The sequence below is a fragment of the Aequorivita todarodis genome, assembly GCF_028561335.1.
In the GTDB taxonomy this organism is placed as follows: Bacteria; Bacteroidota; Bacteroidia; order Flavobacteriales; family Flavobacteriaceae; genus Aequorivita; species Aequorivita todarodis.
This window is the reverse complement of the sequence record NZ_JAQQTG010000051.1, coordinates 35419-51405: the sequence shown is the minus strand read 5'-3', so window position 1 is coordinate 51405 and position 15987 is coordinate 35419. Positions and strand designations below refer to the sequence as shown.

Here is a 15987-nt window from a genome sequence, read left to right as displayed (position 1 = left end):
GGAATTTGGTGCTTTTTTAGTTCAGCGTTATTTTGAAGTTCAAAAAATTCCCCCTTCCAAGGGGGCAAGGGGGATGTTTTCCTAAGTATATTTGTTTCTAAATAGCAGTAAAATGAATCTTTCATTCTGGGAACATAAAACCTGGCTTTCAAACATCGATTACGCCATAATCGGAAGCGGAATTGTGGGCTTAAGTTGCGCGCTTTCGCTTCGGAAAAAATTTCCCAAAAGTAAAATTGTAGTTTTTGAAAGAGGAATTCTACCCAGCGGTGCCAGTACCAAAAATGCCGGTTTTGCCTGCTTCGGAAGTATTTCTGAAATTCTCGAAGATTTAAAAAATCATTCTGAGGAAGAGGTTGTCCAACTCGTAAAAAACAGGGTAGAAGGGTTAAAATTGCTTCGGAAGACTTTGGGTGACCAACAGTTGGATTACCAAGAATACGGCGGCTACGAACTTTTTACAAAGGAAGACACCGAGCTTTTCGAAAATTGCAAATCAAAGATTGGCTACGTAAACCAATTGCTGAAACCAATCTTCAAAGCCGAAGTTTTTTCAGAAAAAGAAAACCATTTCGGCTTTAAACATATTCAGCCAAAACTTATTTACAGTGCATTTGAAGGACAGATTGACACCGGAAAAATGGTGCTCGGGCTCATAAAAAAAGCTTCGGAAGAAAACATTTTGATACTGAATTCTTCGGAAATCACAGACATTTCAGATAACGGTGAAGCTGTTTCAATTCAACTAAATTCGTCCGAAACACTTCGACAAGCTCAGTGTGACATACGGGTGAAAAAAGTATTTATCGCCACAAACGGTTTCGCGAAACAGTTTTTGGATGAAGATGTGAAGCCAGCAAGGGCACAGGTTTTGGTTACCAAACCCATTGAAAACCTTCAAATAAAAGGCACATTCCATTTGGATAAAGGGTATTATTATTTCAGAAATATTGACAACCGCATCCTTTTCGGCGGCGGCAGAAACCTCGATTTTAAAACCGAGGAAACCACCGAAATGCAATTGACGGAATTGGTGCAAAACAAGTTGGAGGAATTGCTTAAAACCGTAATTTTACCACGGCAAAACTTCGAGATTGAAAGACGGTGGAGCGGCATTATGGGAATGGGAAAACAGAAAAAACCGATTGTTGAGGCAGTTTCTGAAAACGTATTCTGCGGCGTGCGTCTCGGCGGAATGGGCGTCGCCATTGGCAGTTCAATCGGGAAACAATTGGCAGAATTAACTAATTAAATACATTTCCCGTTCCCTCCCCCTTTTTCGGGGGAGGGTTGGGGAGGGGGCTTATGATAAAAAAACTATTCAAATTTATTTTTAAACTCATTCTTTGGTTTATTGGGCTTACGGTTTTGTGGGTACTTATCTACAAATTCGTCCCGGTACCTTACACGCCTTTGATGGCAATCCGCTCGATAGAAGGAGATAAAAATTACGAAACCCGCCACGAGTGGGTGCCGATTGAGGAAATTTCCCCGTATCTGCAACTGGCGGTAATTTGTGCCGAGGACCAGACATTTTTAAGTCACAGCGGTTTTGACCGGGAAGCGATTGAAAAAGCATTGGAAAACAACGAAAAGGGAAAGAAGCTTCGCGGTGGCAGCACCATCTCGCAGCAAACCGCAAAAAATGCGTTTTTATGGCCGGGACGTACTTGGTTTCGAAAGGGACTGGAGGCTTATTTCACTCTTTTGATTGAAACGCTTTGGAGCAAGGAGCGTATTTTGGAAGTATATCTCAACAGCATCGAAATGGGGCCCGGAGTTTTTGGGGCCGAGGCTGCTTCGCAATATTGGTTTAAAAGATCGGCTAAAAATCTTCGGGCAGAAAATGCCGCCGCGATTGCCGCGATTTTACCGAGCCCGCAGCGCTATAAAGCCAATCCGCCGGGACCTTACGTGGCACGGCGTACACAATGGATCGTGCGCCAAATGCGATATTACGGCCCTTTTGTGTTGGAAAAACAGGAACCGAAGGAAGATAAAAAGAAAACGAAAAAGAAAAAATGACCGCAGTAGAAATTAAGACCGAATTGCTGCAACACTGCCAAAAACAGGTTGACAACCGTTATTCCAAAATAAAACAGACCATTGCCGATATCGAGGAATCCTTGCTTGAGGAATCCAAAAGCAGCAGTGGCGACAAACACGAAACCGGCCGGGCGATGCTCCAGATAGACCGTGAAAATGCCGGAAAACAGTTACAGGAAATTGAAAAAATCGTGCAGCTACTAAAGAAAATTGATGTGAACGCAACTTCAGACTATGCCCGCTTGGGAAGCTTGGTCTATACGGATAAATTTACCTATTTCATCAGTATCTCCATAGGCAATGTTACCATTGGCAAGTCGGACTATCTTTGTGTTGCGCTAAATTCTCCCGTGGGGTTGCTTCTTTCGGGCAAGAAGAAAGGTGATGAATTCAGCTTCAATGGAAATGGTTATAAAATTACGAACGTGAAGTAAATATTGGCCTAAAACTCAATCTCCCTCAAAAGTTTCGGCATTTTTTCGCTCATTGCCAAAAGCCATTTCAACTGTTCCCGCACCAAATGGGCTTCTTCAATTTTTGAATGAAAGCTATCAGATGTTGAGTTTTTTTCATCTTCGGAAAACGGAATGCTTTTCCCAAAGGTGGCCTCAAAAATATCTTCCACACTCTCCGTTTCGGGTATTTGTTGTGTAGGAAATTCTTCCTTTAAAATAGACTCGGCCCTCTTGAGATTTTGAACAATTCTCTCGGAAACCAAATTGAAATTTTTTGAAGCAGGCGTGGTCGGATTATTGAGAATATAGGTGCTCAACGACGCCAAGGACGAAAGGAAAGTGTGGTTTAAAACCACGATTTCGTAAACCTTGTCCAGACTCTTCTGTCTCGATTTGGGCTCCTGCGTCATTCTTTGAAAGGCCGCGCTGAGGTCTGACATTTCCAAAAAGGACTTCTTGCGGGCCACTTTGTATTGGTCGGGAACGGTGCCTTTGATGTTGTAATAACCGATAATTTCTTCCAAATAAACCCGGTAGGCCTTAACCGTTTCCAGTAAGGTTTTTTGCATACTTTGTATTTCCCACGCGGGCCAGAGCAGCAGATTTCCCAAGGTGGCCAATCCTGCGCCAATAATGGTATCTGTTACCCGATACTGGATAACGTTAAAAATATCGGGCCGCATCAACGCATAAATAAAAACCACACTCAGCGTAATAAAAGTTGCTCCGGCTTTATAGTTGCGCTGCACCATGGAAAAGGCAATAACGAGCGAAGCGATTGCCAAAATACCGTAAACCGTTTGGTTTTGCGTAATCAAAACGATGCCCACGGCCAGTGCGCCGCCAATCAAGGTTCCGATGGTCCGTTCTTTGGAACGTGTTTTTGTCAGGCCAAAAGTGGGACGCATAATTACAATCAAGGTAAGTAAAATCCAATACGGATTTTGGAGGGAAAACAAAATTCCCACCCCATAGCCAATCATTGTCATCACCGCCAACCTAAGCGAATGCTTGAAAATAGGGGAGCGCAGATTGAAATTTTCTATCAGTACCTCAAGGTCATAGTTCTCTTTGGTCAAAAACCTGCGGGAATCTTCTTTTTTGAGGGTTGAAATTTCGCGTTTTGCGGGATTTAAGAGCAACCATTCTATTTTTTCTATTTTCTTAATTTGCTCTTTTTGATATTTGAAAAGATTTCTGAGCAGCAATAGATTTTCATCGTAAATTTCATTGGAAGCCGCTGCATATTCAGAAATATCGTCCTTGATTCTTTTTGCGAACATTTCTATTTTGGAACTTTTCCGAAGTTTTTTCGGCGTAGCGATATTGTCGGCAATAATGTTCAGCCTCTGGCTCATGGCAAAAAGCAACTCCTGGAAATTTGCCAATTGCGCGGGTTTCTTCCTAAAAAATTCATCCGTTTTTGCATAATTCACGGGGTTTGCCATCGCCAGTTCCAGCATATCTACCAACTGTACAAAAATGAGCAGGCGCTTTCCCTCGTAATCAGATTTTCCCGAGCCGGTCCTGCTCGAAATCAAAATGTCGCGCAGGGTTTCGTGGGTGTTGGTTAGTTCGGTTTTCGTGTTTAATAATTTCTTCAAAAGCGGTGTCCTGTCAGCGGTTTCGGCCACCAATTCCCCACGTGTCCTTAAATAGTCTGCCGTTAGCTTTATAGTTTTTGAGAGATAATATTCCGTGGGTGCCTTCGGAAAAATAAAATGCCGAAGCAAGGCAAGAGCCGCATACCAAAGCCCGCCGATACCGATTAACAGCATCCGCTCATAGGGTTGTATAACGTCTGAAAAATTTGAAAAACTCAGAACCAGGGCAAAAAGCCCCGAAAAACTAATAAGCGAAGCCCGAAATCCATAAATGGAAAGATAGGAAATGCCGAACATCAAAATGCCCAAAATTGGAAAGACCAACCACAGCGATAGGTGCAGATAGCCGCCAATTAAGCTTACAATCATGGCCAGCAGCGTAGCCAGCAAGATTCCAGTAATTTTATGCCGAATACTGCCGCTGACATCGCTTGGCGATGCAAGCATGGCTCCCACGGTTACGGCTATTCCCATATCCAGCGCATCCAGTTTTACACCCGCCACAATGGGAAGGGTAAGTGCGATCCCCAAAAGAATGGCCTTGGAGAAATCTGTACTGTTTACAAACTCTGAAAGGTCTTTTAGTGAGGTGGCTACTATGTTTTTTGGAAATTTCAAAAGCAGTTGGTTTCAAAAGCTGCAAAGATATTGCGCCCAAAAGCGAAGTTCGTTAATCTTTTCAGAAATGTAAGTGTGTTATACTTTTATTAAATGTAAGACGGCCGTATGGCGAACGCCTTTTTAAACCTTAAATTTATACACATTCTAAAAAAATTTGCAGCTATGAACCAAGTAATTTTACTGAAAGACCGTCCAAAAGGGAAGCCGTCATTAAAGGATTTTGAATTTACCGAAGAAGAAAAACCGCAACCAAAGGATGGCGAAATTTTGCTGAAAACGAAATATGTTTCCGTTGACCCGTACCTCCGCGGACGGATGCGCGATGAAAAATCATACATCCCGCCTTTTGAAGTTGGAAAGCCTTTGGAATCGGGAATTATTGCTGAGGTTATAGCATCAAAAAACAAGAATTTTGAGAAGGGCGATTTTGTAAACGGAATGCTTCAATGGAAGCAATTTCAAACCTCCAACGGGAATGGATTGAATAAGGTAGATGCCGAAAGGGCGCCCTTAAAAGCCTATTTGGGCGTTTTGGGACTTACTGGAATTACCGCATATTTAGGTCTCGACAAAATAGGAAAACCCCAAAAAGGCGAAACGCTTTTGGTTTCCGGCGCCGCCGGCGCCGTGGGGAGCGTTGCCGGGCAAATAGGAAAAATAAAGGGCTGCCGCGTGGTGGGGATTGCTGGAACGGAGGAGAAAATAGACCGTATTCAAGAAAAGTTCGGCTTTGATGCAGCAATCAATTACAAAACCACCGACAATATGAAAAAAGCTATCGCAGAAGCCTGTCCCGACGGGGTTGATGTGTATTTTGACAACGTGGGCGGCGAGATACTGGATGCCGCCTTGGCAAATATGAATAAATACGGCCGGGTGGTAAACTGCGGCGCCATTTCACTTTACAACAAAACCGAAACCCCAACGGGACCACGGGTTGAAACAACGCTCATAAAAAACAGTATTTTAATGCAGGGCTTTACAGTCCGCGACTTTGTAAAGGATTTTGGTCCCGCGCAAAACCAATTGGCCAAGTGGATGGAGCAGGATAAACTGAGCTATTTGGAAACGGTAGTGGAAGGTTTTGAAAATATTCCGCAGGCTTTTATCGACTTGTTTGACGGGAAAAATAAAGGAAAGATGATCGTTGTGGTTTAATTGTTTCTTAAGAATTTTCTAAAGCAACGGAGAACAAAGTCCCGCCAGTTTTTCGGTCAACTGGATCATTTTGGATCTTTCGTTCCATGCTTTCGCATCAATTTTTGTTGCAGTTTTTAGGTCGTTAAAAAACGCTTCACGAAGTTCATTTGCTATTTCGGTGTCATAAACAATTGCATTTACTTCAAAATTGAGGTCAAAACTGCGAATATCCATATTGGCCGTGCCCACCATTGCAAGCTGCTTGTCAACGACCATAGTTTTGGCGTGAACAAAGCCTTTTTGATACAGATATATTTCGGCACCGGCATTTAAAAGCCTTCCGTAGTTGGAACGCGCGGCGAAATTTACCAATAACGAATCTGATATTCCGGGAACGAGCAATTTAACCTTTATTCCGCTGGCAGCAACGATTGCTAAACTATCCATTATACTTTCTCCGGGGATAAAATAGGGCGTGGTAATCAACACTTCTTCCTTTGCCAGATTGATAGCCTGCAATAGCGTTTGATGAATAAGAGGTGAGTATGAATCTGGACCGCTGGCTGCAATTTGAACGATTTTTTTTGAATTCGATTTCAGTTGTTTAAAATCTGGAAAGAAATTGTTGTCGGGTTTTAATTTTTTCCCTGCACAATAATTCCAGTCGCCCATAAAAACATATTGAAGCGCGGCAACGGCAGGGCCTTCAATCCTTAAATGTGTATCGCGCCAGAACAAAGTGTTTTTTCCGTCCTCATGGTTAATGTACTTATCGTTTACATTTATACCGCCTACAAAACCGATGCTTCCATCTATCACAATAATCTTACGGTGGTTTCTGTAATTCAGTCTGTTTGCGAGGGCAATGAGTATTATTTTATAAAATGGAAATACAGCTACGCCGGCATCCCTAAGCTTTCTCAGTTGTTTTTTTCGAATTTGCCTACTCCCAAAATCGTCGTAAATAAAGCGGACCGCAATACCCTCTTTCGATTTTTCAACCATCAGATCCATTATTTTTCGGCCAATTTCATCGTTGTCAAAAATGTAATATTCAATGTGAATATGGTGCTTGGCATTTTTGAGGGCTTCAAGAACTTCGGGAAATTTGGTTTCTCCGTTAAGCAGCAATTTCACATTGTTATGTTCTGTTATTGGGCTAAGTGCTTTATTGAGCACTAATGTTGCAAGTTTTTTAAAGTTTTTGATCCCGTTGGTTTCCGAAGTCAATACTTCATTGGAGATTCTTCGAATACGTTCCTCAAGTTTTTTCTCTAATTCAATATTATTGATTAGGTTTTTGCTGTACATTTTCCGCTTGCGGTAATTAACGCCAATGGAAAAATAGAAGATGATGCCAATAAAAGGCACAAAAACTATAAGAAGAAGGTATGCCAAGGTTTTTGTAGTGCTTTGGGTATCATAAACTACTCTCAGACAGACCAAGACGACAATGAAGGCATATAAAATTTCGGCAATCAGGATCCAGTTCATTTTGAAACGGCTTTAAGGGCTTTCGTTATAAAAGTACATTTTTAACCCTTCGCGACGCCCAACAATTATATGTTTTTGATTTTGGAATAAGTAACTCAATTCTGTTTCAGAAACAATACATTGTTTGTTTTCAATGGTTTGCTATGGTTGAAATAGATTTTTCGATTGTTCCAAATACATTCAATGAGATAGTGATCCCCTTTGAAATAGCTCTTTTTTACGGCTGCTTCAAGCGGTGTTTTTTCTTCGGAAATTTTTAGTTGATGTGGGAAAATGATGATTTCTTCTGAAGAAACTTCCGAAGAAATAAGACTTTTCGGAAGCAGATTTGCTTCGCCAAAAAATCCTGCCTGATATTCCGTTGCAACATTTTTATAAATGAATTCCGGCGTTCCGAACATTTCTTTAGAACCGTCTTTCAGCATTAAAATTTGATCCGAAAACGCCAAGGCTTCTTCGCTGTCGTGGGTGGCGGTGATGCAGCTGATATTTTTCTCTTTTAGATAATTGAAAATTTTCCGCTGTAGTTTATTTTTTCTGAAAACATCAATATTGCTGAAAGGCTCGTCCAGTAAAAGCACTTTGGGTTCGTTTGCCAATGCCTTTGCCAAAGCCACGCGCTGCTTTTGGCCGCCGCTTAGGTTTTTTACCAATGTATTTTTGAAACTTTCCATTTCAACAACTTCCAGCAGCTGCTCAATTCGTTTTTTATCTTTTTCCTCATCCAAACCGGAAAGATGCGAACCCAGGTTTTCAGCAACGGTTGTGAACGGCATAATGTTGAATTCCTGTGCCACAAGTTTCATAAATGGTTCGCCGGGAATGAGCGCTTTGGTGGGGCCGAGCAGTTTTTTTCCGTTGTAGAAAATGGAACCGTTTTCTAAATGAAGTAAACCATAAATCAAATGTAAAAGTGTAGATTTTCCACAACCGCTTTCCCCTAAAATACTGAGGTGTTCTCCGGGTTTCAGTGTAAACGAAACATCTTTTAAAATGGTTTTTTCGGAATAGGCGAAGGAATCGATTTCAACTTTTAGCATCGCAAAAAATTATTAAAATTCTGTTACCCCAGCCCTAAAGGGAGCAGAATTTTTGAAGCATGGTTTAATTTGAAATTTTACCCTTTCGGGCTGTGGGATAAAAATTTCAATATGAATTTATTTCGCCAAAATTCCTTCGCTTTCCAAAACGGGAAGCGCGGTCACTTTTTCTTCTGAAATACTATTGGGCCCAAATGTGAATTTTCGCTCAAAGAGTTTGTTTTCGGCGAAAAAGGTAACCAAATATTCATTGGTAAAACCCAAAACCTCTGTTGGGATAAATTCAACTTTCACTGAAGTTTTTGGCTTTATATTTCCCAGACCGTGGCGCAGGGTTGAGGTTTTTCTATCTTCACTTTTTCCACGGGATAGTACCAAAACCGTTTCAATCTCATCCTGTCGGTTATTCACCAGATAAATGTACCACTGCTGTTCAGTAAAATCCTTGTCCCATTCCTTTACGGCCATGATATGCACATTTTCGGCTTTTGGGATTTCTATATCTTTTCGCATAATCAATCGTCAATTTTCCACATAATCCAAACCGCCAAAAGGGCAATGACAGATACGCCGAGCAATATGGCGCCAATTACAATTTTAATGGCCGCAATTACGAAAGTGAGGTAGGCTACTACAATGGCGACGATTACCAAAAGGGCAATAACAAGATATTTTTTCATAGCATTTTCGTCTTAAATCTTATGTCTTTCAGCGCAGCGGTCTTAGGTTTTTACAACACGCTTTTAAACTGTTCCAAAAAGCGCACGTCATTTTCGGCAAACATCCGGATGTCGGGAATTTGGTGCAGCAACATCGCAATGCGGTCTATGCCCATCCCGAAGGCAAAACCCGAATAGATTTCGGGGTCTATGCCACAGTTCTTTAGCACATTTGGGTCAACCATGCCGCAGCCCATAATCTCCAGCCAACCGGTGCCTTTGGTAATGCGGTAATCGGTTTCGGTTTCGAGCCCCCAGTATATATCAACCTCGGCGCTGGGCTCGGTAAACGGAAAATAGGAGGGACGCAAACGGATTTTAGATTTTCCGAACATTTCGGCAGTGAAATATTGTAGCGTTTGTTTCAAGTCTGCGAAGCTTACGCCCTTGTCCACGTATAAACCCTCCACTTGATGAAAAAAGCAGTGTGAGCGCGCTGAAATGGCTTCGTTTCTATACACACGGCCGGGCGAAATGGTACGGATGGGCGGTTTGTTGTTTTCCATATAACGAACTTGTACAGATGAAGTGTGCGTGCGCAACAAAACATCGGGGTTGGTTTGGATAAAAAACGTGTCCTGCATATCACGCGCCGGGTGATACTCGGGAAGGTTCAAGGCGGTAAAGTTGTGCCAGTCGTCTTCAATTTCGGGCCCTTCGGAAACATTGAAGCCAATACGCAAAAAGATGTCGATAATTTTGTTTTTTACGATGGAAATAGGGTGGCGTGAGCCCAGGGGAATCACCTCGCCCGGACGGGAAAGGTCGCCATAAACGCCTTTAGCTTCGGTGCTGTTTTCAAGCGCTTCTTTAAGCGAATCCACTTTTTCTTGCGCGGTGTTTTTAAGGGTGTTTATAACCTGGCCATACTCCTTTTTCTGCTCGTTTGGCACATTTTTAAATTCGGCGAAAAAGTCGTTCAGCAATCCTTTTTTACCCAGATATTTTATGCGGAAGTTTTCTATTTCTCCTTTGTTGGTGGAAGAAAAGGCTTGTACTTCGGCTATGTGTTTTTTTATGGTTTCTATCATTTTATTTTTTTTGCCACGAACCTGCCGGCAGGCAGGCTCACAAATAATTTTCTCGATTATTTTTGTTCAAGTTGATAATTATTAACTAAGACGGAAGCTGAAATATTAAGAATACGTTCCAATTCCCTAATCATATCTACTGTCAATCTTTTTTTGCGATTCATAATTTCAGATACACGACTTTTCCCACCGATTATGCCTACTAAATCTTTTTGGCGCATATTCAATTCTTCCATTCGTATTTTTATGGCTTCAATTGGGTCCGGGGCTTCAATTGGGTAATGTTCGTTTTCGTAATTCTCAATGAGCAATGAAAGAATTTCTGCTTCGTCTCCTTCCTTCGTATTTATGGGTGCATCGAAAATTATATCCAAACGCTGAAGCGCATTTCGGTAATCTTTTTCAGATTTAATAGGTTTTAATTCCATAATATTTTATCTAAATGGTATCTGCGTCGATTTTGTCATAATCGTTGTGTGTTCCAATAAAGCGAATAAATGCCCATTGTTTTTCAAAATTGAACTTGACTACTAACCGGTAGGAATTTCCTTTTATGTTGAATACAACTCGCCCATTTTTTAAAATACTTGCTTGTAGGTAAGTATTTTTCACATCATTATGCGATAGCCAATTTGCGTTTTTAGCCGTATCGTACCAAGTTTTGAGATATTGCTCAGAATCCGCGTTGTTTTCCCAAAATTCACGGAGTGTACTTTTGGCGATTATTCGTTTCATTCTTTTAATTAGGGACAAAGATATAACAAGTTCTCAAATAATGAACTATTCGCATAATCTAATCTATCACCTCCTTCTCCAAAAAATACTGAACAATAGCCTCTTTCATTAAAAAGCTTTGTTCTTCAATATTTTTTTAGTCATTTTTAGTGTTTAATTTTCCCATTAACTCATTTTCCAATTCTTCAATACTGGGCAATTTTGTTTTTATATTTTCGGGTATCGCATCCGTTAGTTTGTATTCACTTATTCCCATTGGTTTATTTATATCCCTTAAAGTATATTCGGCTTCTATTTTGTCTTTTTTCTTGCACAAAAGAATGCCGATGGTTTGATTGTCTTCGGGTTTTTTGATTTGACTATCAACAGCCGATAAATAAAAATTGAGTTTCCCAGCGTATTCCGGTTTAAATTTACCAGCTTTAAGCTCGACTACAATATAGCAGCGTAAATCTAAGTGATAAAACATCAAATCTATAAAATAATCGGTTTCACTGACTTCAATTTTATATTGTCTCCCCAAAAATGCAAACCCTTTGCCAAGTTCCAATAAAAATTTTGTAATATTTTTAACCAATTCATCCTCGATAGCTCTTTCTAGCGCATCGTTCTGTAGTCCAAGAAAATCAAAATTATAAGGATCTTTTAGTGCTTGTTCTGCTAGTTTTGATTGCGTAGCGGGTAATGTCTTTGGAAAGTTCGTTATAGCGGCCCCCTTATTGAAAAATAATTTATTAGTTATTTGTATCTCCAAAGTATCTCTGTCCCAACCGTTTTTTATTGTTTCATTACAATAAAATTCGGCTTCGTCAATATCCTTAGTTTTTGAAATTATCAATCGGTTATGGCCCCAAGGTATTTGTGCCACGCTTTGTGGCACAAATTGATATTTTTCGGAATAGAATTTATACCATTGTCTAATTGCATATAAATTCCTCCTTGAAAATCCTCTCATTTCTGGGAATTCATTTTTTAGTTCAATCGCAGTTTGCTCAATAAACTTACTTCCCCAATCTGTATTTTCTTGCCTCTCTGTTATGTCTTTTCCAATTTCCCAATATAGTTCCAGTAATTGGGAATTAAGGGATAGCGCAACTTTGGTTTGAGCCGCATGGATTTTGGATTTTAAATTGTGTATCCAATTATAATAGTCTTGCTTGTCTATTTTTTTGTCCATACCATTAAAACTCTTTATTCTCGAATTAGAAGTATTCTCAAATAAATATATTAAGCAATCACCTCCTTCTCCAAAAAATACTGTACAATAGCCTCTTTCATTAAAACGCTTTGTTCGCCGGCCTTAAGCGGTGGCAGTTGTTCCAAAACCTTATAGTGCGGCCAGCTGTCTTCGTCGTAGTAGTCAAATTCGTAGTATCCGTAGGGCTCCAAAAGACGGCAGATGGCAATGTGCATCAGGTTTAGTTTTTCGTCTTTTTTGAACTTTCGGTGTAGTTGGCCAAGCTCCTGCAGGCCAATTATGTAGATAATCGCGTCAAGGTCCAAAACCTCGCCATCGGCAAAACGGTTGCTGAGCATTTTTACCACTGCTTCCCACCGTTCCTTTAATTGTTCGTCGCGTGCCATTTTATTAATTAGAATTAGTGCCCAAAGATAGGGGTTTAAAATTTCAAATTAAATCAGTTTAAATTGCAAAAGTCAAATTCCAAATTCCAAAAAACAGCAAATGCCCCGAATTTGGAATTTGGTGCCCGGAATTTGGAATTTCTTATATTTAATGAAATTTTTAAAACATGAACACCATAGACATCGTCCTCGGCATTATATTCATCATCGCCTTTTTCGTGGGTTTTAAAAAAGGATTGCTGCGGTCGCTCGCTTCTTTAATCGGGCTGGTGGTTGGCGTTTACAGCGCAATGTTTTTTTCTGACTATGTAAGGGTTTATATTGAAAGATGGTTTGATTGGAGTGCAGATTTGAACAGAATTGCCTCATTCTTAATTACTTTCTTTCTCGTAATGTTTCTTTTTAGTTTATTGGGAAGACTTTTGACCAAAGTTGCCGATTTTGCGATGCTGGGTATTTTCAACAAACTTTTGGGTGGGGTTTTCAATGTTTTGAAATTTGCATTTTTAATAAGTGTGATTTTTATGTTTGTAAACGCATCGGAAAATTATAGGATTCTAACCCAAGAAAAACGCGATTCCTCCATCCTTTATACGCCTGTTGCGGCTATTGCTCCCGCCATTTTGCCAACCATTATGAAAGAAGTGGATGAACTTGAACTTTACGAGCCTGAAATGGAGACCCCGCCCGAGAAAGCGGACGATAGTATAGAATAAATTGGGATTTCCTTCATTTCTTTTTATGAAGAAGATAAAAATGAAGAAATTTTACTTAAAATCCTAAAGCTGCTTTAAGTCGGTAGCAGGAATCCAACCGTCCTTGCCATCGGCCAGACCGATTCGAAACCAGTTGCCGTCCTGTGCCAAAATCTGGACTTTTGTTCCTTCGTGTAGGGTAAAGGCAACGTTACTACCCATGGAAGGCTCGGTCTTTACTTCTATTTCGCTTGCAAAAATAACTGCGGGTTGGTTCCTTGAGTAATCGCCGTAAGTCAAAAATGCCATCGTCAACGACGCAACCAATAAAAACCCTGCAAACATGGAGCCCACAAAAAGCAGGCGTTTTCTTTTTTCCGAAAAAGCGAAATAATAAAAAAGAAACAATGCTACAAAAAGAACAGAAAAAGCAACGGCCAAAGTAGCCCATCCGTTATAGGTAAAAACGCCGGATATATTCTGATACCATTTTGAAAAGACCGTCTGTGGCAAGGGTTCTATGGAATCTATCCGTGCATTTTCAGCAAAGGCAAGGTTGTTTTTAATGTCCTGGTCGTTCGGGGAAAGCTGCAGCGCCTTTTCGTAATAATAAATACTCGGGCCAATGTGGTTCAGCTTATACTGCGCATTTCCCAGATTGAAATACAGTTCGGCAGAATGTTCGCCGTTGTCCAAAATTTTCATCCAGGCATTGATGGCCTGTTGGTATTTTCCGTTTTTATATAATTCCTTTCCTTGCTCAAAAAGCGTTTCATTTTGTGAAAAAGAAGAGAAAGAAACGAAAACCATCACAGAAAATAGAAAAATTTTCCCTCGAATCTTTTTATATATTTTAAACATTTTCATACTGTACATTTTCTAATCCCTAATCCCTAATCCCTAATCCCTAATTCCTAATCTATTTGTTTATCAATGTTTGAAATTACTTCCACCGCCTTGCTGTAATCCTGCTGTACGGATGCTGTTGAAGACGAAGCATATCGCGCAAATTCGCAGCTTTTCAACAAACTGATGAAACTTTCCACCGTTGGTGCTTCCACATTTCGTTCGAGCAACATTTTCGAGATAAGACCCTTTTCCATTTCCGAAGTTTCAATATTCAGCTTCGCCTTTAAATAATTGTGAAGCGCGCGCTCTAACGACTCATAAAAAGCAGTTGGGTTTTGAATGTTCCGTTTTGCTTCCGAAAGGTATTTTTTGGCAAGTTTGTTCGCGCGGCGCAACTTGTTTCCTTCCACATCGTTCAAACGCTCTTTGCGTTTTTTTCCTGCAAGGATGAATAGGGGAATCAACAAGAACGGCCCGCCCAAAAGCGACCAAAATAATGGCGATTTAAAGAAACTTTCTTCTGCAATGGGTTTTAGATTGGCGTCCAATTTTATGTATTTGAAATTATCCTTTGAAAGCACAACTTGCTTTTTCGCATCGTTGGAATTGGTATTGGCAGTAGCCGAACTTATGGGCCCATTTTCAACTTCAATGGTAAATTCTTTTGAAGTAATGGTTCTGTATTTTTCAGTTTTCGGGTCGAAGAAAGAAAAGGTAATCGGGTTCACCGGATAGGTTCCCTTAAACTGCGGAACAACAGTATAGGAATCCGTTATGCTGCCTGACATTCCGCCGATGGTCGTGCTTACGCTTTCGCTGTGCTCGGGCTCATAAACTTCTATGGTGTTTGGAAGTTTTACCGTGGGAAGGGTGAACAATTTTAAATTCCCTTTACCAGAAACTTTCACGTCCAATTGAAGTGATTCGTTGGCGTTTAGCTGGGTTTTATTGGTGTTTACATCAAAAGTGAAATCGCCCACGGCGCCGTTGAAACCATCGGGTTTTCCTTCCAAGGGAAGCGGTTTCACATTAATGGTACGCTTTCCTGCCGAAATGGTTTTGTTCACACGTTCCATCACTCTTCTGCCAAATATATCGCGGCGGTTGCCCTGCACGTCTATGGGAATATCCAGCGTGAGCGGTTCTATTTCCAGTTCGCCTGTTTTTTGCGGATAAAGTACGGTGGTTCTTAACACCACGTATCGATAATCCTGGCCATTGTATTTGCCTTCGTAAACCTTAAAATTGTTTTGATTGTCAATATTCTGGCTCCAAAAATCGGCGTATTTTGGAGTGTCAATCTCCCGCCATTGGCTGGTAATGCTTACATCGTGCGAAACATAAAGTTTGTAGGTAACCGTAATTGCTTCGTTTAGGTATGGATTGGCTTTTGAAACTTCAGCAACCAAATGTACATTCTCACTGGCTACGTAATCGGCATTGTTGCCGTCTTTTGGCACATCGACTGCGGCGGTTACTTCCACCTCAACGGGAAGGGTTTTATAAGTTTCGCCTTCTATTTCAATCGTGGCTTGTGCAATTGTGATTTTTCCGCGGGTTTGCGGTGCTAAAAAATAGGAATACGTTTTTGAAAAACTTCGTTTGCCGTTTATCCACGAATTACTGATGGATTGATTTGGCCCACCAACTACGCGGAAACCATCAAAACTCGGTGGTCTAAAATTGTCGCCATCTTGGTTCATTTCAAAATCAACGCGCAACCGCTCGTTTATTCCAAGTCTTTTTTTGCTCACCTTGGCATCAAACTGAACCTGTGCAGTGGCCAGGCCAGTACCAAACACTACTAATATTAAAAAAATTAAATGTTTCATTTTCATTATTATAATCAAAAATAATCAGTTGAAACGACTTTGTTTTATTCCAATCTGGGGAGGCGCAGGGCCTCTCATTTTTGGGAGACGCACGGCCTCCGTTTTGGGGAGACGCACGGCCTCCGTTTTGGGGAGACGCACG

At 40.8% G+C, this 15987-nt stretch carries 17 protein-coding genes; 5 read left to right on the top strand and 12 right to left on the bottom strand.

The features are described from left to right. Positions 1-112 precede the first annotated feature (112 nt). The 3 genes from POV26_RS14640 to POV26_RS14630 are packed head-to-tail and all read left to right on the top strand — an operon-like array spanning position 113 to position 2480. A complete protein-coding gene (locus POV26_RS14640; protein ID WP_272857214.1) occupies positions 113-1252 on the top strand; it encodes an NAD(P)/FAD-dependent oxidoreductase in 1140 nt (379 codons plus the stop codon). 53 nt (positions 1253-1305) lie between these two features. Then, positions 1306-2025, top strand: a complete 720-nt coding sequence (mtgA, locus tag POV26_RS14635) for a monofunctional biosynthetic peptidoglycan transglycosylase (protein ID WP_272857213.1) — start codon at positions 1306-1308, stop codon at positions 2023-2025. Continuing rightward, positions 2022-2480: a 3-oxoacyl-ACP synthase gene (locus POV26_RS14630; protein ID WP_272857212.1), complete on the top strand. Its 459-nt coding sequence runs from the start codon at positions 2022-2024 to the stop codon at positions 2478-2480. Before mtgA ends, POV26_RS14630 begins: the two co-directional genes overlap by 4 nt. An 8-nt stretch (positions 2481-2488) precedes the next feature. Here POV26_RS14630 and POV26_RS14625 read toward each other — a convergent pair whose 3' ends face one another. After that, a complete protein-coding gene (locus tag POV26_RS14625; protein WP_272857211.1) occupies positions 2489-4723 on the bottom strand; it encodes an FUSC family protein in 2235 nt (744 codons plus the stop codon). A 165-nt stretch (positions 4724-4888) separates the two neighbouring features. On the opposite strand from POV26_RS14625, the gene POV26_RS14620 reads away from it, so the two are divergent. After that, positions 4889-5884, top strand: coding sequence for an NADP-dependent oxidoreductase (locus POV26_RS14620; RefSeq protein WP_272857210.1), 996 nt, complete (start codon positions 4889-4891; stop codon positions 5882-5884). A gap of 18 nt (positions 5885-5902) precedes the next feature. Here the strand turns inward: POV26_RS14620 and cls are convergent, their stop codons facing one another. From cls to POV26_RS14575, 9 genes are all read right to left on the bottom strand, one after another. Further along, on the bottom strand, positions 5903-7360 hold the full coding sequence (gene cls / locus POV26_RS14615) for a cardiolipin synthase (protein WP_272857209.1): 1458 nt from the start codon (positions 7358-7360) through the stop codon (positions 5903-5905). Positions 7361-7455: 95 nt separating this feature from the next. Then, entirely contained in the window at positions 7456-8400 is a 945-nt protein-coding gene (locus tag POV26_RS14610) for an ABC transporter ATP-binding protein (protein WP_272857208.1), read from the bottom strand. Positions 8401-8517: 117 nt separating this feature from the next. Then, positions 8518-8913 carry a hypothetical protein gene (locus POV26_RS14605; RefSeq protein WP_272857207.1) on the bottom strand — a complete coding sequence of 132 codons (396 nt, stop codon included), beginning with the start codon at positions 8911-8913 and terminating at the stop codon, positions 8518-8520. Between the two features lie 2 nt (positions 8914-8915). Further along, complete coding sequence (locus tag POV26_RS14600; protein WP_272857206.1) at positions 8916-9080, bottom strand: hypothetical protein; 165 nt, start codon at positions 9078-9080, stop codon at positions 8916-8918. Positions 9081-9130: 50 nt separating this feature from the next. Then, positions 9131-10150 carry a phenylalanine--tRNA ligase subunit alpha gene (pheS, locus tag POV26_RS14595; protein WP_272857205.1) on the bottom strand — a complete coding sequence of 340 codons (1020 nt, stop codon included), beginning with the start codon at positions 10148-10150 and terminating at the stop codon, positions 9131-9133. Positions 10151-10206: 56 nt separating this feature from the next. Next, positions 10207-10578 carry a helix-turn-helix domain-containing protein gene (locus POV26_RS14590; protein ID WP_272857204.1) on the bottom strand — a complete coding sequence of 124 codons (372 nt, stop codon included), beginning with the start codon at positions 10576-10578 and terminating at the stop codon, positions 10207-10209. A 10-nt stretch (positions 10579-10588) separates the two neighbouring features. Next, on the bottom strand, positions 10589-10885 hold the full coding sequence (locus POV26_RS14585; RefSeq protein ID WP_272857203.1) for a type II toxin-antitoxin system HigB family toxin: 297 nt from the start codon (positions 10883-10885) through the stop codon (positions 10589-10591). Between the two features lie 136 nt (positions 10886-11021). Continuing rightward, on the bottom strand, positions 11022-12062 hold the full coding sequence (locus POV26_RS14580) for a PDDEXK nuclease domain-containing protein (protein WP_272857202.1): 1041 nt from the start codon (positions 12060-12062) through the stop codon (positions 11022-11024). Between the two features lie 50 nt (positions 12063-12112). Next, entirely contained in the window at positions 12113-12469 is a 357-nt protein-coding gene (locus POV26_RS14575) for a hypothetical protein (protein WP_272857201.1), read from the bottom strand. Between the two features lie 167 nt (positions 12470-12636). Between POV26_RS14575 and POV26_RS14570 the strand changes: the two genes are divergently transcribed. Further along, on the top strand, positions 12637-13185 hold the full coding sequence (locus tag POV26_RS14570; RefSeq protein WP_272857200.1) for a CvpA family protein: 549 nt from the start codon (positions 12637-12639) through the stop codon (positions 13183-13185). A 63-nt stretch (positions 13186-13248) separates the two neighbouring features. Here the strand turns inward: POV26_RS14570 and POV26_RS14565 are convergent, their stop codons facing one another. Together POV26_RS14565 and POV26_RS14560 are read right to left on the bottom strand one after the other, a co-directional pair. Beyond that, the gene (locus tag POV26_RS14565; RefSeq protein WP_272857199.1) at positions 13249-14031 is read right to left on the bottom strand and encodes a tetratricopeptide repeat protein; all 783 of its coding nucleotides are present in this window, start codon (positions 14029-14031) and stop codon (positions 13249-13251) included. Between the two features lie 47 nt (positions 14032-14078). Next, positions 14079-15851, bottom strand: coding sequence for a BatD family protein (locus POV26_RS14560; RefSeq protein WP_272857198.1), 1773 nt, complete (start codon positions 15849-15851; stop codon positions 14079-14081). Positions 15852-15987: the final 136 nt, after the last annotated feature.